15 protein-coding genes are annotated in these 19,954 nt (G+C 72.0%); 6 read left to right on the top strand and 9 right to left on the bottom strand.

The features are described 5' to 3' along the window. Positions 1-35: 35 nt before the first annotated feature. The 9 genes from O7542_RS16390 to O7542_RS16350 form a co-directional block, all read right to left on the bottom strand. The gene (locus O7542_RS16390; protein WP_187692477.1) at positions 36-1,847 is read right to left on the bottom strand and encodes a hypothetical protein; all 1,812 of its coding nucleotides are present in this window, start codon (positions 1,845-1,847) and stop codon (positions 36-38) included. 88 nt (positions 1,848-1,935) lie between these two features. Next, complete coding sequence (locus O7542_RS16385; protein WP_113973288.1) at positions 1,936-2,526, bottom strand: DinB family protein; 591 nt, start codon at positions 2,524-2,526, stop codon at positions 1,936-1,938. A gap of 43 nt (positions 2,527-2,569) precedes the next feature. Then, on the bottom strand, positions 2,570-2,986 hold the full coding sequence (locus O7542_RS16380; RefSeq protein ID WP_030499597.1) for a PPOX class F420-dependent oxidoreductase: 417 nt from the start codon (positions 2,984-2,986) through the stop codon (positions 2,570-2,572). Between the two features lie 104 nt (positions 2,987-3,090). Then, a complete protein-coding gene (locus O7542_RS16375; protein ID WP_281604830.1) occupies positions 3,091-4,215 on the bottom strand; it encodes a ricin-type beta-trefoil lectin domain protein in 1,125 nt (374 codons plus the stop codon). Between the two features lie 11 nt (positions 4,216-4,226). Further along, the gene (locus O7542_RS16370) at positions 4,227-5,966 is read right to left on the bottom strand and encodes a family 43 glycosylhydrolase (protein ID WP_223201431.1); all 1,740 of its coding nucleotides are present in this window, start codon (positions 5,964-5,966) and stop codon (positions 4,227-4,229) included. 124 nt (positions 5,967-6,090) lie between these two features. Further along, complete coding sequence (locus tag O7542_RS16365) at positions 6,091-8,499, bottom strand: ricin-type beta-trefoil lectin domain protein (RefSeq protein ID WP_064447397.1); 2,409 nt, start codon at positions 8,497-8,499, stop codon at positions 6,091-6,093. Between the two features lie 50 nt (positions 8,500-8,549). Next, positions 8,550-10,025 (bottom strand): arabinofuranosidase catalytic domain-containing protein, encoded by a 1,476-nt coding sequence (locus O7542_RS16360; RefSeq protein WP_043325214.1) that lies wholly within the window; start codon positions 10,023-10,025, stop codon positions 8,550-8,552. A gap of 329 nt (positions 10,026-10,354) precedes the next feature. Then, positions 10,355-11,671: a cellulose binding domain-containing protein gene (locus O7542_RS16355; RefSeq protein WP_281604829.1), complete on the bottom strand. Its 1,317-nt coding sequence runs from the start codon at positions 11,669-11,671 to the stop codon at positions 10,355-10,357. A gap of 353 nt (positions 11,672-12,024) precedes the next feature. Beyond that, the gene (locus tag O7542_RS16350; RefSeq protein ID WP_274477902.1) at positions 12,025-13,212 is read right to left on the bottom strand and encodes an ROK family transcriptional regulator; all 1,188 of its coding nucleotides are present in this window, start codon (positions 13,210-13,212) and stop codon (positions 12,025-12,027) included. Between the two features lie 343 nt (positions 13,213-13,555). On the opposite strand from O7542_RS16350, the gene O7542_RS16345 reads away from it, so the two are divergent. From O7542_RS16345 to O7542_RS16320, 6 genes are all read left to right on the top strand, one after another. Further along, entirely contained in the window at positions 13,556-14,671 is a 1,116-nt protein-coding gene (locus tag O7542_RS16345) for a substrate-binding domain-containing protein (protein ID WP_043325211.1), read from the top strand. Positions 14,672-14,780: 109 nt separating this feature from the next. Then, entirely contained in the window at positions 14,781-15,773 is a 993-nt protein-coding gene (locus O7542_RS16340; RefSeq protein ID WP_043325210.1) for an aryldialkylphosphatase, read from the top strand. Beyond that, entirely contained in the window at positions 15,773-16,738 is a 966-nt protein-coding gene (locus tag O7542_RS16335) for an ROK family protein (RefSeq protein ID WP_281604828.1), read from the top strand. Before O7542_RS16340 ends, O7542_RS16335 begins: the two co-directional genes overlap by 1 nt. Beyond that, a complete protein-coding gene (locus O7542_RS16330; protein ID WP_064447400.1) occupies positions 16,739-17,719 on the top strand; it encodes an ABC transporter permease in 981 nt (326 codons plus the stop codon). A gap of 19 nt (positions 17,720-17,738) precedes the next feature. Further along, positions 17,739-18,995: an alanine racemase gene (locus O7542_RS16325; RefSeq protein WP_274477905.1), complete on the top strand. Its 1,257-nt coding sequence runs from the start codon at positions 17,739-17,741 to the stop codon at positions 18,993-18,995. Next, entirely contained in the window at positions 18,995-19,783 is a 789-nt protein-coding gene (locus tag O7542_RS16320) for an ATP-binding cassette domain-containing protein (protein WP_043325207.1), read from the top strand. Before O7542_RS16325 ends, O7542_RS16320 begins: the two co-directional genes overlap by 1 nt. The last annotated feature ends 171 nt before the right edge of the window (positions 19,784-19,954 follow it).

Below are 19,954 nucleotides of genomic sequence, written 5' to 3'. Positions count from 1 at the left end.
CGGCGCCCGGGCGCGGGCCTCCGGCGCCGGCGGCGTCAGAGCCGGTAGACGAGCGTGCCATCGAGGTCCTCCCGGGTGATGCCCAATCCGTCGACGGGCCGGTTCTCGATGCCCTCCCACGGCGTGCCCGCCGCGCGGCTCGGCACCGCGACGACCGACCGGACGCCGATGCCGCGCAGGTACGCCACGCTGCCCGCGTCGGGGAACGTCGCCACGGCGACCCGGGTCTGCGCCTGGGTGACCGGCTCGAAACCGCCGAGCCCGTTGGTGATCCGGGGGAACCCGTCGGTGGACCAGAGCATGTAGTTCAGGTCGCCGATCCCGCCGGCGGGCAGCACCAGCATCGGCTCCGGCGCGGTACGCATCGCGGCCGGCGGCGTCGGCACGACCGGGTGCGGCGTGCGGTTGACGCCCTCCAGCGTCACCAGCGCGAGCGGCACCAGCAGGACCAGCGGCGCCACGGCCCGGGACCAGCGGTGGGCCGAGGGCCGGTGCCAGGACTCGGCGAGCGCCGTGACCAGCCCGGCGGCCAGCACCGCCAGCAGCAGGCTGGTCCAGTGCATCATCCGGCCCGGCGTGCGCAGCGCGTCCCAGCCGGGCAGGAGCGTGGACAGCGTCAGATAGCCGGGGTCGCCGTCCCCGCCGAGGGTGGCGCCCAGGCCGAGCAGCACGGTGCCGAGCACGCCGAGCCCCAGCGCGACCCGGTGCCGCACCGGGAACGACGAGACGAACAGCCCCGCCGCGGCCAGCCCGATCAGCGTCATCCCGGGCAGCAGCGCCATCTCCGGCGGCCAGGTCAGCTGCTCCCGGGCGGCGGCGTGCCGTTCCCCCCACAGCCACGAGTCGCCGGGCGCGGTGATGAACCCGATCAGCGGAGGGGAGAACATCTTGGTCCAGTCCAGCGAGCGGACGGCCTGCGGGTTGAGGTCGACGACGCGCAGGTAGACCAGGCCGAGCAGCAGCGTCACGGCGCCGAACACGGCGCCGCCGGCCAGGTCCGCGATCAGCAGCCGGCGGCCGAACGGCGGACGCTCCCGCTTGCGCCACCAGGACCAGCCGTAGCAGCCGGCCGCCACCAGCACGGCGGCCAGCAGGAAGTAGACGAGCGGCAGCCCGATGCCGAAGCCGAGCGTGACCTGCCAGGCGGCGACGAGCCACCCGGCCACCGCCCAGCCGGGACGGCGGCGCTCCGGCCGGTAGCCGTGGCGCAGCGACCAGCCGTGACCCCGGGCCAGCATCGCCAGGGCCAGCGCGATCCCGCCGCTGGACAGGATGTTCAGGTGGCCGGAGTGCGCCAGCCGCCAGGGCGCGTACGCCCACGCGATCCCGGCGACCGCGCCGCCCCAGCGGTTCGCGCCGAGCTGCCGGGCCAGCGCGTACGCCCCGAGGAACGCCAGCGCGTGCAGCAGCACGTAGAGCACGTTGTAGCGGATCACGGCGGCCTCGAAGCCGGAGCCGACCATCCCGAACGGCGCGTAGCCGAGCAGCGTGTCGCTGTAGGCGTAGGTGTAGCGCTCCGGGAAGAACGTGTTCGAGTGCCAGAGGTTGGCCGGGTCGTTGAGCAGGGCGTGCCCCGACCAGGCGACCTGCCACGCCTGCAACGTGGGGTCGCCCAGGTCGCCGGGGATGGTGGTCGCCGGGTGCCGCATCGTCGGCCAGGTCAGCACCACCGCCAGCAGCAGGCTGCCCAGGATCGCCAGCGTCCACTCCGGGTTCGGCCGCCATCGGCGTCTGCCGTCCACAGGCCGTTCGTCGGAGGGGCGGTCGTCCGAGGGCCGGTCGGCGGGAGGCTGCTCGGGGCCGGTGTCCTCAGCGGTCGGCGGGGCGACGGCGGGCCGGATCTTCATGGGATAGATGCTTCACGATGCTGCTGGTCCTGTCGATCCACTGTCCGAAATGTGGTTGAAACTTCCGGCCGCATTACCGGAAAACCGCCTACGCGAACCGGTCGGCGAGCGCCGACAGCCGGTCGACGTACGCCGGCCAGTCGTAGCCCTCGGGGACGTTCCGGTTCTCCTGCCCCAGCCCGATCGCGGCGTCGTGCTGCTCGCGCAGGATGTCGGCGTGCCCCGCGTGCCGGGCCAGGTCGACGCAGACGTGCACGAGGACCTGGTGCAGCGTCACGTCCTGCCGGCCGGGCAGCCACCACGGCACCCGCCCCGGCGCGTCCAGCGGCAGCGTGTCGATCGTCTCGTCCGCGAACGCCGCGACGCGGCGGTACAGGTCGATCAGCCCGTCCTTGGTCTCGTCCTCGCGGGCGTACCAGTCGGCCTGCGGGTCGGCGTCGAACGTCTCGGTGGCGACCAGCTCCGCCGGTGTGGGGAACTCGCGGCCGAACGTCGGCCCGAAGTAGCCGGCCTCGACGTTCAGGCAGTGCTTGAGCACCCCCAGCAGGTTGTTGCCGGTCGCGGTGCGGGGAAGCCGGGCCTCGCGTTCGCTCAGCCCGTCGAGCTTCCAGATCAGATTCTCCCGGATCGCGCGCAGGTAGTGGTGCAGCGCTGCCTTCGGGTCGTACGGCTCACTCATGCCCGACACTCTTCCGCATGGGTCGGACATCGTGGGGGCGCCGTCAGCCGGTCTGGCTGTTGTCCTTGTGCGCGCCCCACCCGTGCCAGCGCTCGATCTCGATCCACGCGCTGACCCGCTTGCGGTCCCGCCGGGGGTAGGGGCGCCCGGTGTAGTGCTGCGAGATCCGGTCGATGTCCGCCAGGCCCTCGTCGTCGCGCAGCTCGACCACCCGCCCGATCAGGCTGACGTGGGTGTACCAGTTCCCCTCGTCCAGCACGGTCAGGGAGACCCGGGGATCGCTGCGCAGGTGTGCCAGCCGGCGGCGGCCCTCGTCCATGTTCACCAGGACGCGGCCGTCCTCCCAGAGGTACCAGGTGGCCGCGGACACCGGCTGGCCGTCGCGGAGCGTGGCGATGACGGCGGGATTCGGCTTGCCCAGCATGGCGACGGCGGGCTCGGGCAGCGGCGGCTTCGACATGGCTCTCACTCTACGTACCCGCCGGGCCCGCCGCTGGTCATGCGGCGGGCGCCGCCCGGACGGGCTCCCCGGCGGCGTCCGCCGGGGAGCCCGTCGCACGCCGGTCAGGCGCGCGCGCTCCACTGCTGGTTGGTGCCGCCGTGGCAGTCCCAGAGGTTGATCCTCGTCCCGTTGGCGGTGCCGTAGCCCGCCGCGTCCAGGCAGCGCCCGGACTGGACGCCGCTGATCGTGCCGTTGGCGTTGAGGTTCCACTGCTGGTTGGGCTGGCCGTTGCAGTCCCAGATGATCACGCTGGTGCCGTTCGCGGTGCCCCGTCCGCTGGCGTCGAGGCACTTGTTGCCGAGCACCTGCAACTGCTTGTCCGAGGTGTAGGTCCAGCGCTGCATGGTGCCGCCCCAGCAGTCGTACAGCTGCACCGCGGTGCCGTTCGTGGTGCTGCCGTTCGGCACGTCCAGGCACCGGCCGGAGCCGGCGCCGACGAGCTGCACGTTCTGGTACGTGCCGCCGCCGCTGCCCGGGGTGCCGATGCTGCCGGACACCGACTGCAACGCCCGGTACCAGACCGCCGCCATCTTGTCGTAGCCGGTGGCGGTCGGGTGGATGCCGTCGATCAGGTCGGCGGTGGTCAGCGCCGAGTACTGGTCGACCAGGTGGACGCGCTTGCCGGCGTTCACCTTCGACTGCACGATGCCGGGCAGCGCGGCGTTGAACGTGCGTACCGCCGCCGCCTGGCCGGAGTTGGCGAGCGGGATGATCTGCGCGACGAACACGTCCGCGTTCGGCGCGGTGTTGGTGATGCGGTCGATGAGCGAGGAGAGCCGGTTCGGCGCGGTGGAGACGTTGTAGTTCTGCAGGATGTCGTTGGTGCCGATGTGCAGCAGCACGGTGCGTGGCTGGTAGGCGTTCAGCCAGCCGGTGATGTTGGCGTCGATCTGGTCGATGCGCCAGCCGGGGTGGCCCTCGTGGTCGTGGTCGCCGAGGTTGCCCGGCCCGTTGAACTGGGAGCCGACCAGGTCGGCCCGGTAGCCGCCGCCGGCCAGCCGCTGCCACAGGCCGATCCGGTAGCCGCCCGGCACCTGGGTGCCCTCGGTGATGGAGTCACCGAGCGGCATCACGCGGGTGCCGCCGTTGGACTCGGCGGCCGCCGGTCCGGTCGCCGTCAGCACACCGGCGGCCAGCACGGCGAGCGCGGCGCCCGCGGTGAGCCATCTCCGCACAGTGGTACGCATGTGTGCTCCTTTCACGGGGTGGTGCAGGTCAGGGACGGGGTGGTCGGCGAGCCGTTGGCGATGAAGCCGAACGTGGTGGAGCCGGACGCGGGCACGGAGCCGTTGTACGCGGCGTTGCTGACGGTCGCGGTGGAGCCGCTGGTGCTCAGCGTGCCGCTCCAGACCTGGCTGATGCTCTGGCCACCGGCCAGGTTCCACCGCACCGACCACCCGTTGAGCGCCGCGGCGCCGGCCGTGACTGTCACCTCGGCCTGGAAGCCGCCCGACCAGGAGTTCGTGGTGCGGTAGGTGGCGGTGCAGGCGCCACCGCCCGGCGGCGGCGTGGTGGGCGGCGCAGTGGTCGGCGGGGGATCGATCGGCGGCGGCGTGGTGGTCGGCGGGTCGGTGGGCGGCGGCGTGCTCCCGGCGGGGGTGAACCGCCAGTGGTCGATGTTGAACAGCGAGCCGCTGCCGCCGGTGAACCGCAGGTAGAGGTCGTGGGTGCCGGTGGCGCCGCTGACCGCGCAGGTCGTGTCGGCCCAGGTCTGCCAGCCGCCGGTGCCGGACACCCGGCAGGTGCCCACCACCGGGCCGCTGGTGCCGTCCAGCCGCAGCTCGATGGTGCCGCCGCTGCCCGCGGAGGCCACCCGGGCGGTGTACGAGGTCGCGCCGGACCCGAAGGCGACGCCCTTGATCTTGAGGTAGTCGCCGTTGTCGATGAAGCCGACGTTCATCCCGCCGCCGCTGGCCGGCTCGGTCTCCACGCCGGACGCCCAGGCGCTCGTCTCGGCCTCCTGCCGGATGTACGGGTTGAGCGTGCCGATCTGCGGTGCGCCGGTGGTGGTCATGTTGATCGTCGGGATCGAGCCGTCAGCGCCGTAGGAGAACTTCTCCACCGCCACCGACCTGGTGAAACCGCCGCCGCCGGGCAGCGCGCCGTTGTGGTAGAAGAAGTACGAGCCGCCCTTGTAGTCGGTGATGCCGGGGTGGTTGGTGAAGCTGCTGCCCTGGGTGGGCATGACGGTGCCGCGGTACGTCCACGGCCCCAGCGGCCCGGGCGCGGTGGAGTAGGCGATGAACTCCGAGCAGCACTTGGCCGCGAAGACCATGTAGTAGAGGCCGTTGCGCTTGTACACCCACGGACCCTCCTCGTAGAGGGTCGGCCGGTTCGCGTCACCGGTCCGTGCGCCGAATCCCGCCGCGGTCAGCGGGATCTGGGTCGGGCTGCCCGAGTACGAGATCATGTCCGCGTTCAGCTTGACGTACCACAGGCGGGGGTTGCCCCAGTACAGGTACGCCTGGCCGTCGTCGTCGATGAACACGGTCGGGTCGATCTCACCGTTGCTCACCAGCGGGCGCCCGATGGCGTCCCGGAACGGCCCGGTGGGGCTGTCCGCCACCGCCACCCCGATGCCCATCTGGCCGGTGGCCCGCACGACCATCGGCACGTACCAGTAGAACTTTCCGTTGCGGTGGACCGCCTGGCCGGCCCACGCGTCCTGCTTGGCCCAGCTGAACGTGGCGAGGCTGAGCGGCGATCCGTGGTCGGTCCAGTTGACCATGTCGTCGGACGAGTAGACCCGCCACTCCTTCATGGTGAACCAGGTCGAGTTGTCCTCGTCGTGGCCGGTGTAGAGGTAGACCCGGTTGTTGTACACGAGCGGGGCCGGGTCGGCCGTGTAGATGGTCTGCACGATCGGGTTGTCCGCCCGGGCGGCGGTCGGGTTCAGTCCGCCGGCGATGGCCGGGGCCAGCCCGAGCAGGGCGAGCAGGGTCACCGCCAGAGCGAGCCATCGTCTGGTCCGGCGGTCGGTTCTCCATAGCGTTGACGTCACAGGTCATCTCCCGGGGTAGGCCGCGCCGCGGCGGATGGTGTGGTCGGCGAGGGTCGGGCCGTCACGCCCGGCTCCACTTCTGGCTGTTCGCGCCGGTGCAGGCGGACAGGACGATCGAGGTGCCGTTGCCGGTCCCGCCGCCGTTCGGGCTCAGGCACAGTCCGGACTGGACGCCGGTGATCGTGCCGTCGGTGTTGACGTTCCACTGCTGGTTGGCGCCGCCGTTGCAGTCCCAGATGATCACCCGGGTGCCGGACGAGGTGCCCTGCCCCTCGGCGTCCAGGCACTTGCTCCCGTACACCTGGAGTTGCCGGCTCGACGTCGCCGTCCACTGCTGGTTGGTCCCGCCGTTGCACTCCCACAACGTCACCTGGGTGCCGTTGGTCTGGGACTGGTTCGGCACGTCGAGGCAGCGGCTGGAGTTGGGGTTGAGCCACGCGCCGCTCGTACCGCCGGGGTTGCCACCCGGGCCGGCGACCACCGACAGGTTGTCGAACTGCGCGGTCTCGCCCTGGCTGGTGCCGAAGCCGACCTGGCCGGAGCCGAAGGTGGAGTCGGTGGCCGTGCCGACGGTGGCGCCGTCGATGGTGGCGGTGATGGTGGTGCCGGCGAAGCCCAGCGCGAGGCTGTGCCAGCGGTTGGTGCCGAGCGCCGCCACGTTCCCGCTGCGCAGCGTGGTGAGCTGCCCGGCGGTGTTGTTGCGCAGGATGGACCACGCGCCGGCGTCGGTGACCCGCAGGAAGTAGGCGTTGTAGCGGCCGATCGGGTCCAGGTTGGTGCTGCCGACGCGGCCCTGGATCTGGGCGTAGCCGGACTGTTCGAGCAGGACGTCGGCGGAGACCGTGTAGTTGCCCCAGCTCAGGTTCCCGCCGTAGGTCGCCGGGTCGGCGAGGGTCTTCCAGGTGATGGGCGCCTGCGCGGACATCTGGCGCAGGCACATGCCGGACCGGCCGCCGCCGCAGCCGACGATCTCGAACGCGCCCTGCATGTCCTGGAGGTACTTCGGGAACCGCCCGCTGGCGTAGCTGTCGAAGTCGTCGCGGTACGGCAGGCCCAGCGAGCCCTGCGCCGGGCTGGTGGCGGTGCCCTTGCCCTGCCCGGTCGTGGTGGTGACGGTGTAGAGGTGGCCGGGCTGGGCGGTGAACGTGAACGACCCGCCCGACGGGGTGACGTCCGCGGTGCGGACGAAGAAGTCGTTCGGGTTTGTCGAGTTCAGGTTCGTGGCCCAGATGTGCGCCTGGCCGGTGGACAGCCCGCCGGTGACGGTCATGGTGACCTGCTGGGCCGCGGTGGCGTCCATGGTCTCGATGACGGTGCTGTAGTCGCCGGTGGTGGGCGAGCGCAGCGACACGTAGCTGCCGTTGTTGCGGTTGCCGCCCAGGTAGCCCGAGGCCGAGTCCAGGTAGCGCCAGCCGGGTGCGGTGAACTGGGTGGTGTGGGCCAGCGCCCAGGTGTTCTTGCCGACCGAGTACCAGCCGGACCAGGGCTGGTTGGCCAGGATCAGCCCGACCGTGGACCAGGGCAGGTTCGGCGTGATGGCGGCGATCAGGTCCCAGTTGAGGTAGGCGACCATCCGGCCGTCGATGTAGCCGCGGTTGATGCCGCGGGCCAGCGGCTTGGCGCCGTCGTTGTAGTCCTGCGAGCCGCCCTCGCTGTTCCACAGCGTCTTGCCGGTGGAGGTGGCTGTCGAGGACACGGTGCAGGTGGTCTGCGCGCTGAGGTAGCCGCACGGGTAGTGGCCGCTGAGCACGTCGATGCTGTTGCGCAGCGTGGCGTTGCCGGCGACGGCGTTGGCCGGGCCCCAGCTACCGGGGTAGTCGTCCCCGTAGATGATCTTCACGCCGCTGTAGCCGTTGGCGTTCAGCGCCTGGCGCAGGCTGATGGTCCAGTTCGCGTCCGTCCGCTTCTCGTTCTGGGCGGCGGTGATGTAGTCCATGGTCAGGTTGTGCTGCCGCGCGCAGCCCAGCCAGTCCACGAAGTAGTTGATCATGTCCTGGGACATGAAGTTGCCGTTGCCGATCCACCCGGGAGCGCCCCACGGCAGGGCTGCCAGCTTGATGGCGGGGTTGCGGGCCTTGGCCTGCTCCATGATCCACCACTGGTAGCCGCGGTTGCAGTTGAGATCGCCCCGGACGTGCTCGTGACTCGGCTCGGACCCGCTGGTGGAGTTGGTGTCGCCGCCCATCTCGACCTTGAGGATCTGCAGCGCGGCGCCGTATCCGGGCTTGAACAGGTAGTCCAGGATCTGCCCGCGCTGCGGCTCCGGATAGTCGATCAGCAGCCGGCTGTTGCCGCCGCCGCCGCTGACCGCGCCGACCCCGTCGAACGTCTGGCCGCCGGAGGCGCCGTTGACGGTGATCGAGGTGGCGGCCTGTGCGGGGCCGGCGGTGAGGATCAGGCCGCCGGCGGCGGCCAGGACGGTGACGGCGAACGCCGCCAGCAGTCGGCGTATCCATCTCGGCTCGGACATGACGAGTCCTTTCGGGAGATGCGGAGTGTGGTCGCCGAGTGGCTCGCCGGTCAGCGGTAGCCGGCGGCGACGATGTCGGCCTGGACGGCGTTCTCGGTCGCGTCGGACGGATAGCCCGCGACCATGGCGCCCTCGTAGAAGGTGCCGGCGCTGAGGTTCGCGCCGCCGCCGGGCTTGCAGCAGTCGCCGCCGCTGCCCAGGATGATCGCGCCCTGCTTACGCATCGGGCTGTAACCGGCCGGCAGCGACCCGTCGTAGAGCGTGTAGAGGCCGCCGGACTGGGCGTTGCTGCCCTTGATGGCGAACCGCGAGGTGCCGTTGTTCTTCAGGGTGGCGGTGACGAACCGGTTGGTGAACGCCCGCTGGTTCGGGTTCCAGGACTGGCTGCCGCCCGGGTAGAGACCCCACTCCAGGTCGGCCTGCACCCAGGGGCCGCTGCCGGAGCAGCCGCCGAACCAGCAACTGGTGCTGAAGTTGATCGCGTCCATCGCCCCCGCCGCGTCGGCGCTGCGGGTGGTCTCGCTGTTGCCGTAGTCGAAGCAGCAGCCGCTGTTGACGTGGGTGCCGCTGGTCACCATGTACATGCCCTCGGGGGCGGAGCCGGTGGGGACGCCGGTCAGGTGGCCGTCCCGCCAGTAGCTGTTCCCAGGGTTGATGTAGAGGGAATACGCCCGGGCGCCGCCGACCGTCAGCGACTCGCTCGTCGCGTTCGCGGGCCGGCTGGAGGTGGAGCCGGGGACCTGCGCGGAGCCCTGGTACCACAGGTCGTTACCGCGTCCCGACTGGTCGAACACGGCGGTGATCACGCAGCTCGTACCGGAGCAGAACGCGTCCTGCGCAGCGGCGTCGGCGTAGCCGCCCGCACTCACCAGCCCGATGTTGCGGGTGGCATTGTCCGAGGATCGGCGGACCTGGTAGAGGTTGCCGCCGTACGCCGAGAACAGCGCCCGGGTGGTGCTGTGCGCCGCGACGCACGGGGTGCCGCCCGCGGCGTAGATGTCGCACGGCCGGCCGCCGGGCGGCGGCGTCGAGGTGGGCGGCGGTGACGACGGTGTGGTCGAGACGTTCCACCGCTGGTTTGCCTGTCCGTTGCAGGTCCACAGGATGATCCTGGTGCCGTTGGCGGTGCCCGCGTTCGTCGCGTCCAGGCACAGCCCGGACTGCTGACCGGTGACGGTGCCGGCCGAGGTGATGTTCCACTGCTGGTTGGCCTGGCCGTTGCAGTCCCAGATGATCACCGTCGTGCCCGGGCTGGTGCCCTGGCCGTTGGCGTCCAGGCATTTGTTGCCGTACACCGTGAGCTGCTTCGCCGACGTGTACGTCCAGCTCTGCGGCGTGCCGCCGGTGCAGTCGTACAGCTGGACCTGGGTGCCGTTCGTGGTGCTGCCGTTGGGGACGTCGACGCAGCGGCCGGACTGCACGCCCACGATGGAGCCGGGCCCGGGGGCGGCCACGGCGCTTCGGGTCTGCGCGGCCACGGCGGCGCCGGCGACGGCCAGGACGAGCACCAGGGCGGAGATGGTCATACGCGGTGGTCCGGATCGGACGGACCGGGGACGGGGGATCACCATGACGGCTCCTCGGATACGCGCGAGCACCCGACCGTCCGGCACGGTGCCTCGCGAGTTGTGGATGGCCGTCGGTGTAAGCGCTAACAGTGGTGTGGCGGCGGCCCCGACATGTCGGTGGTGGTGGCCTGTGGGGTCGTAAATGTTAGCGCGAACATCGACCAAAGTTAATTAGAGCACATCCCGGCGTCCGGCGGGACCTCAGTTGTCCCGGCGGTGCCGGGCCGAGGGCGGCGGCGTGCCACCCACGGCCCGGCTCCCCGTGCGGGGGTTCGGCGGTACGGAGATCAGGGACTGGTGCAGCTGACTCCGCTGGGCGCGGTGGCCCCGTTTCCGGTGGCGGTGAACCCGAACGTGGTCGAGCCGTTCGCGCCGACCGTGCCGTTGTAGTCGGCGTTGCGGACCGACACCGAGCCGGTGGTGCCCGTGTTGACGCCGTTCCAGAGGCTGCTGATCGCCTGGCCGGAGGCCAGGGTCAGGCGTACGGTCCAACCGTTGAGCGTGGTGGCGCCGTTGTTGGCCACGGTGACCTCGGCCTGGAAGCCGCCCGGCCAGGTGTTCACGGTCCGGTAGGTCGCGGTGCAGGCGCCCGGCTCACCCGGCGGCGGGGTCGTGACCGGCGGCGTCGTGGGCGGTGCGGTGGTGACCGGCGGCGTGGTCGGCGGCACGGAGGTCGGCGGCGCCGTGGTCGGCGGCGTGGTGGACGCGAACTGGCTGAAGAACCGCCAAATCTCCCCCGAGGTCCAGGTCCGGGAGTCGTTCGGGCTGGACGACCCGTCGACCGGGCTGGGGGTGTGGTCGCCGTCGAACGCGGCCCACTGCACCGGGTAGCCCTCGCGGCAGCCGGAGTACGTGGTGGTGATGTGGGTGAGGCTGCCCCGGCTCGGCTCGCGCGGACTCTGCGCGGTGCAGCCGTTGTTCCGGACGAACGTGTCGCGCAGCGAGCGGCCCATGGAGATGTTCAGCACGCTGTCGTAGATGCCGTGGATGCCGAAGTAGGCGACCGGCTGGGTGCCGCCGTTGCAGCCGCTCAGGTTCGCGCCGGAGATGACGGTGACCGCGCGGACGACGTTGGGCCGGGCGCAGGCCACCGCGTAGCTCATCGCCCCGCCGTAGCTCCAGCCGAGCGCGAACCGCTGGGACGTGTCGACGCAGAGGTCGTTCTCGATCTGCCGGGAGATGTCGTCGAACAGCGTCAGGTCCCGGCCGTTGGTGTTGGCCCAGCCGTTGTCGATGCCCTGCGGCGCGACGAAGATCGTGCTGTTGTTCGACAGCGGCAGCAGGCCGTAGTAGCCGGCCGAGGCGACGTTGTTGGCCGAGCCGTTCAGCCAGTGGAACCCGAAGATCAGCCGGTACGGGTGGTTGCGGTCGTACCCGTCCGGGATGCGCAGGATGTAGCTGCGGTTCTGCCCGCCGCTGGAGATGGTGCGCGTTCCGCTGGACAGCGTCGGCGCCTTGCCGCAGCCGGCGGTCGCCGCGAGCGTGCCGTTTGTCGACGCCTGCGCCGTCTCGCCGAGGTCGGCGCTGAGCGCGCCGCCGGCCGCCGCCGCGAGGAGCACGGCCGCGGCGGCGACGGAGGAGAGAAGGGATGTTCGTTTCGCCATTGCTGGACTCCTTGCCCTGGGTGGTGGTGCAGGCCGGGCCGTCCGTCGATGCCGACGTCGCCTGCGAAGAGGGCGTGGAGCCGTGCGTGCGGCTGGGCCGAAGTCGTCCGGTGGCCGCCTGCGTCGGCGTGCATCGGCGGAGCGGCCCGGACTGGTCACCGATCGGCCGGACGGCGAGGGGACCCTCGTGCGCCGTGCCGATTGCGGGGGTGACGGGGAGCGTGCCCTTCGCTCCCGTGCCGGAACATAGCAGGTTATCGATAACATGTTCAACCGGTCGGTTCCGGAGAAGGAGCGGGCCGGCCGCCGGGTGAACGCTCACAGCAGCGCCCGGCGGGGGCGCTGCCGCCTGCTCAGGCGTGGTCGGCCAGGGCCGGCAGGTCGCAGCCGGCGAGGGCGTCCGGCTGGGGAACGCGGGCGAGGTCCGCCTCGGCGAGCCCGAGCCGCCGGTACGCGGTGTGCAGCGCCGCGACCACGGCGCCCAGCGCGCCGGAGAGGTCACCGAGTTCCGCGCCGTGCACTGCCGCCTCGGCGGCCGGCACGATCTCGTGCAGCCGGCCGCGTAGCCGGACCAGGTCGGGTGTGAGCGCGTGGGAGACGCCGCCGCCGAGGACGATCACCTCCGGTTCGTAGGCGACCACCGCCGCGGTGAGGACCACCAGCAGCGCCTGCTCGACGTACTGCTTGACCGGCGCCAGTCGCGGGTCGGCCGAGCGGAACACGTCGGCCGCGTTGTCGAACGACAGGCCGAGTTCGCGGGCGCGGGCGAGGATGCCGGACCCGCTGATGATCCGTTCGAGCGGCGCGCCGAGCGGGCCGGCCGGCAGGTGGCCGAACTCGCCCACCAGGCCGCTGCGGCCCCGGAACAGCCGGCGGTCGATGGCGACGCCGGCGCCGAGTCCGGCCCCGATGGTGAGCATCACCGCTGTCTGCGCGTCCCGGGCGGCGCCGAAGCGCAGCTCCCCGAGCAGCGCGTAGTTGGAGTCGTTGTCGACCTCGACCGCGGCGCCCAGGTGCTTCTCCAGCAGCCGCAGGAACAGCGGGTCCTCCACCTGGGGCAGGTTCGGGGCGTTGGAGACGGCGCGGTCTCCCTGCCGGACGGCGCCGGGCAGGCCCACCGCTACGCAGTCGAGCCGCTCCCGGTCGGCGCCGACGGTCCGCATGATCAGGTCGGCCAGCCACTGGGCCAGCCGGGGCGCGTCGTAGTCGGCGGGTGTGGGCACGGTCCGACCGGTCAGCGGCCGGGCGGCGAGATCGGCGACCACCAGCCGGACGTTGGAGCCGCCGACGTCGACGCCGCAGACCACGCCGCGTCCGGCGGCGATCGCGACCTGGGTCGCCCGGCGGCCCCGGTTGGTGGTGGGTGCGCCGTCGGTCTCGGTCAGCAGCCCCTCGTCGAGCAGCTGTTCCACGATCCGCGACACGGTGGCGGGGGAGAGGTCGGTCTCGTGGCCGATGGCCGTGCGGCTCACCGGGCCGTGGGTCAGCACGTGGGCCAGCACTGTGGACCGGTTCGCCGCCCGTGGTGCTCGAGATTCCACGCCCACCTCCGCCGATTTTCTTTCCGCCCGAATGTTAAAGCCACGCCGCTGGATGAGCAACCACCCGGACCATGTGGCCTTCCGGCCCGCACCCGGGCGACGGATCCCACTGAATTCCGAGGTGAGGCCGGTGGTGACGGTTGAACCGAGTGGGTCGAATCTCTGACCAGCGCTCTTGACGGACTGTGATGACCGCGATAATACTTTCACCCTGAACGGAAATAGAGGTTGCCGGCCCCAAGGAGGCGGCGCGTGCCCCCGTACGCGCCGTGCCGGTCGCATCGGACCCCCGTGTCAGTCCGGAATCCCGGTTCCGGACCCCGTTGCTGTGAAGGGAAGAGCAATGATTCTCAGCCGTAGACGTGGCGCCGCCCTCGGCGCGCTCTGCGCCCTGGCGCTCATGGTCGGCGCCTGCTCGAACGAGACCTCCGGGAGCGGCGGCGCGTCGAGCGGCCCGCGTACCGAACCCAGCCTGTCGTTCGTCGGCCCCGGCGGCGAGACGCCGACCGCCGCCGACCAGCTCTCGCTGACCGACGAGGAGCGGCAGAAGGTCAAGGACGGCAACTACTCCGCCGCCTTCGTCTGGCACGAGGGCTCCGCGCTGACCAAGGCCGTCGAGTCCGGCGTCCGCAAGGAGTTCGACCAGCTCGGCATCAAGGTGCTCGCCAGCACCAGCGCCGAGTTCGACGCCGCCCGGCAGGCCAACAACGTGCAGACCGTGCTGGCGCTCAAGCCCGACCTGATCGTCACCATCGCCGTCGACCCGACCGCGGCGGCCGCCGCCTTCAAGCCCGCCGTGGACGCCGGCGTCAAGCTCGTCGTGATGACCACCCCGCCGAAGGACTACAAGTCCGGGCAGCAGATCGTCGGCATCGTCACCGCCGACCTGACCGCGTTCGGCAAGGCCAACGCGGAGATGCTCGGCAAGGCGCTCGGCGGCAAGGGCAAGGTCGGCTACGTCTACCACGACGCCGACTTCTGGTTCACCAACCAGCGGGACAAGGCGTTCAAGGACTGGCTGGGCTACCTCTACCCGGACATCGAGATCGTCGAGGAGGCCGGGTTCTCCGACCCGGCGCGCACCGAGGACATCGCCACCGCGATGCTGACCCGCCACGCCGACCTCAAGGGCGTCTACGTCGCCTGGGCCACCGCCGCCGAGGGCGTGCTCGCCGCGACCCGGCAGCAGGGCCGCACCGACGTCAAGATCGTCACGAACGACCTGGAGGCGAACCTCGCCGCCGACATGGTCAAGGGCGGCAACGTCGCCGGCATCGTCGCCAACGGCTCGACCCGGCTCGGCCAGAACCTGGGCGTCGTCGCCGCGTACGGCCTGCTCGGCAAGAAGGCCCCGGAGCTGGTCGTCGGATCGCCGATGGCCGCGACCAAGGACAACATCGCCGACGCCTGGCGCGACGACTACGGCCAGGAGCCCCCGGCCGAGGTGCTCGGCAACTGACGCCGGGCGGCGAGGTCCGGGGCCCGGCCGAACGGGCCCCGGACCTCGCCGGGCGCGGTCCGGCCCACCGCCGGGTCCGCGAGCACCGCGAGACGAGAGGAAGAAGCACATGGGGTACGTCCAGACAGTCCTCGGACCGGTGCCTCCCGAGTCGCTCGGCCGGGTGCTGAGTCACGAGCACCTCGGCGCGCTGGTGCCCGGGCCGTGGCTGTCCGGCGGCGTCGCCGACGACCGCGCGGACCTCGCCGCCGGGGCGGTACGCGACCTGCCCGAGCTGGGCTTCGGCACGATCGTGGACCTGTCCCCGTACGAGGTGGTCGGTCACGACGTGACGCTGCTGCGTGAGGTGGCACTGCGTACCGGCCTGCACGTGGTCGCCGGATCGGCGATCTACCTGGAGCCGTACTCGCCCGGCTGGGCGCTGCGCGCGAGCGTCGACGAGATGCGGGAACGCTTCGTCGCCGACGCCACCGTCGGTGTCGGGGACACCGGGATCAAGGTCGGCATCTTCGGCGAGCAGGCCACCGGGCTGAACGAGATCACCGCGCACGAGGAGAAGTGCCTGCGTGCCGCCGCCCGCGCCGCCGTCGCCACCGGCCTGGCGCTGAACACGCACACCACGCACGGCACCATGGCGCTGGAGCAGGTCGAGATCCTGCGCGAGGAGAAGATGGACCCCTCCCGCGTCGTCATCGGCCACCTGGACATCAACCCGGACCCGGACTACCTGCGGGCGGTGCTGGCCACCGGCGTCAACATCGCCTTCGACACGCTCGGCAAGCAGTTCTGGGACTTCGTGCTCGCCCCGCTGCCGGAGAACCCGCCGGAGGGCGAGTTCGGCAAGCGGGCGTACCACCGGCCCGACCGTGCCCGGCTCGACATGCTCGCCGGGCTGGTCCGCGACGGCTACGCCGACCGGATCCTGCTCTCGATGGACCTGACCGGCGCGGAAGCGTACCTGAACCCGCGTACGCACGGCCGGCTCGGCTACTCCTACCTCGGCCGGGAGATCGTGCCGGGTCTCACCCGCCTCGGTGTGCCGCCGGAGGCGATCGACCAGATGCTGGCGGCCAACCCGGCCCGACTCCTGACGGTCGGCTGATGGCCGCGCATCCGCGTCCGTCCGGCTACGTCGCCGGCGTCGACCTCGGCGGCACCAAGCTGCGGGCCGCGCTGGCCGACCTCGACGGTCTCGTCGTGAGCGAGCAGGTGCAGCCGACCGACCCCCGGGGCGGCACGGCGGTGGCCGCGCAGATCGACACGCTGCTGCGCCAACTGGCCGACCGGGCCGGCGTCGACTGGTCCGACGTGCGGGCCAGCGCGATCGGCCTGCCCGGCGTGCCCGACCCGGCGACCGGCGCGATCGAGCTGTCGCCGAACGTCTCCGACCTCGAGGCGCTCGACGTGCGGGCCGAGCTGACCCGCCGCCTGGGGCACCCGGTCGTGCTGGACAACGACGTCAACATGGCCGCCGCCGGGGAGCGGTGGCTGGGCAGCGGGCGTACCCACCGGCACTTCGTGTTCGTGGCGGTCGGCACCGGAGTCGGCATGGGCATCGTGCTGAACGGTGAGCTGGTCCGGGGCGCGCGCGGCGCGGCGGGGGAGATCTCCTACCTGCCGCTGGGAACCGACCCGTTCGACCCGGGCAACCAGGTGAAGGGCGCGCTGGAGGAAGCCGTCGCCGGCGCCGCCCTCGCCGCCCGGTACCGGGCGGTGTCCGGCGAGCAGGCGAGCGTGCCCGACGTCTTCGACCGGGCCGCCGCCGGCGATCCGGTCGCGCTGGCGGCCATCGACGAGGAGGCCCGGCTGATCGCCCTGGCGGTCGTCGCGGTCACCGCCGTCCTGGACCCGGAGGCGGTGATCCTGGGCGGCGGCATCGGCTCCCGGACCGAGCTCGTCGAGCCGGTCCGGCGCTGGGTCGCCGCGCTGAGCACGGGCGTCCCGTTGATCAAGACCAGCCTGCTCGGCGACCGGGCCGGCCTGCTCGGCGCCGTCGCGGTCGCCCGCCGGGAGGCCGGCGTCCACGACGGCACGACCACCTCTTTCCAGACAGCGGAGGGACGATAGATGACCCACACCGATGCGGCGGTGAAGACCAGCGCCGCCCCGGCCTGGCGCCGGATCAACTGGCGCGACTACGTGGTCTACATCGGCTTCGCGGTCGTGTTCCTGTTCTTCGCCGTCACCCAGGGCAGCAACGGCTTCCTGACCACGAGCAACCTCACAAACATCGTCATCCAGACCGCGCCCATCACGATCATGGCGGTCGGGCTGGTCTTCGTGCTGGCCGCCGGCGAGATCGACCTGTCGATCGGCTCGGTCGTCGCGCTCTCCGCGCTGGTCGGCGCGGTGACGCTGCGGGAGACCGACAACATGCTGCTCGGGGTGGCCGCCGGTCTCGCCGCCGGCGCGGCGGTCGGCCTGGTCAACGGCGTCTTCGTCACCCTGGTCCGGCTGCCCTCCTTCCTGGTCACGCTCGCCACCATGGGCGCGGTGGCGGGCCTGGCCCGCGAGGTCACCGGCCTGCAGTCGGTGCCGGTCAGCAACGACGCGTTCCTCTCCTTCTTCGGCCAGGGCGAGATCCTCGGCATCCCCGGGCTGGTGCTCTGGTCGGTGGCGGCGGCGGTGGTCGGGTACCTGGTGCTGCGCCAGACCCGGTACGGCGCGCACACGCTCGCCATCGGCGACAACGTGGCAGCGGCCCGGGTCAGCGGCATCAAGGTGATCCGCGTCAAGATCATGGTGCTGATGGGCAGCGCGATGTGCGCCGCCCTGGCCGGCCTGCTGTACGCCGGACGCCTCCAGGGCGCCCGGTACACCCTCGGCGAGGCCGACCTGATGTCCGTGATCGCCGCCGTGATCGTGGGCGGCACCAGCCTCTTCGGCGGCAAGGGCTCGATCGTCGGCGCGGTGCTGGGCAGCCTGCTGATGGGCATGCTCAACAACGGCCTGATCCTGGCCGGCCTGTCCGTGTCCCAGCAGATGATGGCGCGCGGCGCGATCATCCTGGTGGCCGTCTCCCTCTCGCTGCGCGAGCGGCGAAGCTGACCCGGAAGGAAGCAACCGCATGTTTCTGGACCTGCTGCGACGCCGCAATCCGGGCCTGCTCGCCGCCGCCGCGCACCTGCACGACAGCGGTGACCTGCCGGCGAACTCCTACGCGCTGGACCTCGACACGGTCGCGGCGAACGCCGCCGCCATCCGCCGCGAGGCCGACCGCTTCGGTCTGTCGGTCTACGCGATGACCAAGCAGGTCGGGCGCAACCCCGACTTCTGCCGGACGGTCCGCGACGCGGGCATCACCGAGGCGGTCGGCGTCGACCTCCAGTGCGCGCTCGCCGACCGGCACGGCGGGCTCGGCATCGGTCACCTCGGTCACCTGGTGCAGATCCCCCGGCACGAGGCGGCGGTCGCCGCCGCGCTCGCGCCCGCGTACTGGACGGTCTTCAACGACGCCAAGGCCGCCGAGGCGGCGGGCGCGAGCGCGGCGGCCGGGCGGGAGCAGGCGCTGCTCGCCCGGATCGCCGCGCCCGGCGACCGCTTCTACCGGGGCCACGAGGGCGGCTGGGCGGCCGACGAGATCGTCGCGGTCGCCGACCGGCTCGACGCCCTTCCCGGCGCCCGGTTCGCGGGTGTCACCAGCTTCCCGACCCAGTTGTTCGACACGGCCGCCGGACGGGTCGTGCCGACGCCCAACCTCGGCACCCTGCGACGCGCCGCCGCCGCGCTGCGCGCCGCCGGGCGGTCGCACGTCGAGATCAACGCCCCGGGTACGACGTCGGCGGCGATCCTGGCCACGCTGGCCGAGGCCGGCGTGACGCAGGTCGAGCCCGGCCACGGGCTCACCGGCACGACGCCCTGGCACGCGGTGACCGACCTGGTCGAGGAGCCCGCCGTGCTCTACGTCAGCGAGGTGTCGCACCTGTGGGACGGTCGGGCGTACGTCTTCGGTGGCGGCCTCTACGTCGACCCGGTGCTCGGCCTGGGCGGCACCCGGGCGCTGATCGTGCCCCGGGGCGGTGGTCTCGACGACGCGTACCTGGTCGACGTGGAGATGCCCGCGCCGGAGGCGATCGACTACTACGCGATGGCCGACGTCAGCGCGGCGCCGGGGTGCGCCCCGGGTGACACGGTCCTGTTCGGTTTCCGGCCGCAGGCGTTCGTCACCCGGGCGCTGACCGCCGGCGTGACCGGCATCCGGTCCGGCGCGCCGGCCGTGGCCGGGGTGTACGCCGCCGACGGCTCGGCGCCGATCAGGTTGGAGGACACCGCCGCGGGCGACGGCCCCGGCATCCAGGCGGCTCGCCGCGCAGGGAGGGCATGATGAGCACCGTCACCCACAAGGACGACGCGACCCGGGCGGGCGCCCCGGCGCTGCGGTTGCGCGGCATCCGCAAGCAGTTCGGCGGCGTCGTCGCGATCGAGCGTTTCGACCTGGAACTGGCCGCCGGGGAGATCACCGCCCTGGTCGGCGACAACGGCGCCGGCAAGTCCACCCTCGTGAAGATCATCTCCGGCGTGTACCAGCCGACCGAGGGTGAGCTGGAGATGCACGGGCGGCCGGTGACGTTCCGGGACGCCTCCGACGCCCGCCGGCAGGGGGTCGAGGTGGTCTACCAGGACCTGGCCCTGGCCGACTCGCAGCCGGTCTACATGAACATGTTCCTGGGCCGGGAACTCACCCGTGGCCCTCTGCGCCTGCTCGACCGGCGCCGGATGGCCCGGGAGACCCAGGATCTGGTGGACGCGCTGGACGTACGCATCCCCAGCGCGAAGGCGACGATCCGGGACCTGTCCGGCGGCCAGCGGCAGGCGGTGGCGATCTGCCGCGCCACCCACTGGGCCAGCGGCCTGGTGCTGATGGACGAGCCGACAGCGGCGCTGGGCGTGGCCGAGACCGCCAAGGTGGAGGAGCTGATCCTGAAGCTGCGGGAGCGGGGCGCCGCCGTGCTCGTCGTCAGCCACAACCTGGACCAGGTGTTCCGGATCGCGGACCGGGTGGCGGTGCTGCGCCGGGGACGCCAGGTCGGCGTCCGCGGCATCACCGGGACCAGCCGCAACGAGATCGTCTCGATGATCACCGGCGCCTCCGAGGAGACCGCCCGCCCCTGAACCGCGCGGCCGGCCGCGCGCACGATGACCCCGGGTGTCCCTCCCGGGGTCATCGGCGTTCCGCGTCCGGTTCGCGGGGCGGCACTCCATGATCAACGCCGATGGCGGACGGCTCGTGCGTAACGGTCGTGTGAACTTGTGTGAACGCGGCTTCGTGCGTTGTCTCGCAGT

This window comes from Micromonospora sp. WMMC264 (assembly GCF_027497275.1).
GTDB lineage: Bacteria > Actinomycetota > Actinomycetes > Mycobacteriales > Micromonosporaceae > Micromonospora > Micromonospora chalcea.
The sequence above is the reverse complement of the archived record's forward strand: the minus strand, read 5'-3'. Positions and strand labels throughout refer to the sequence as shown.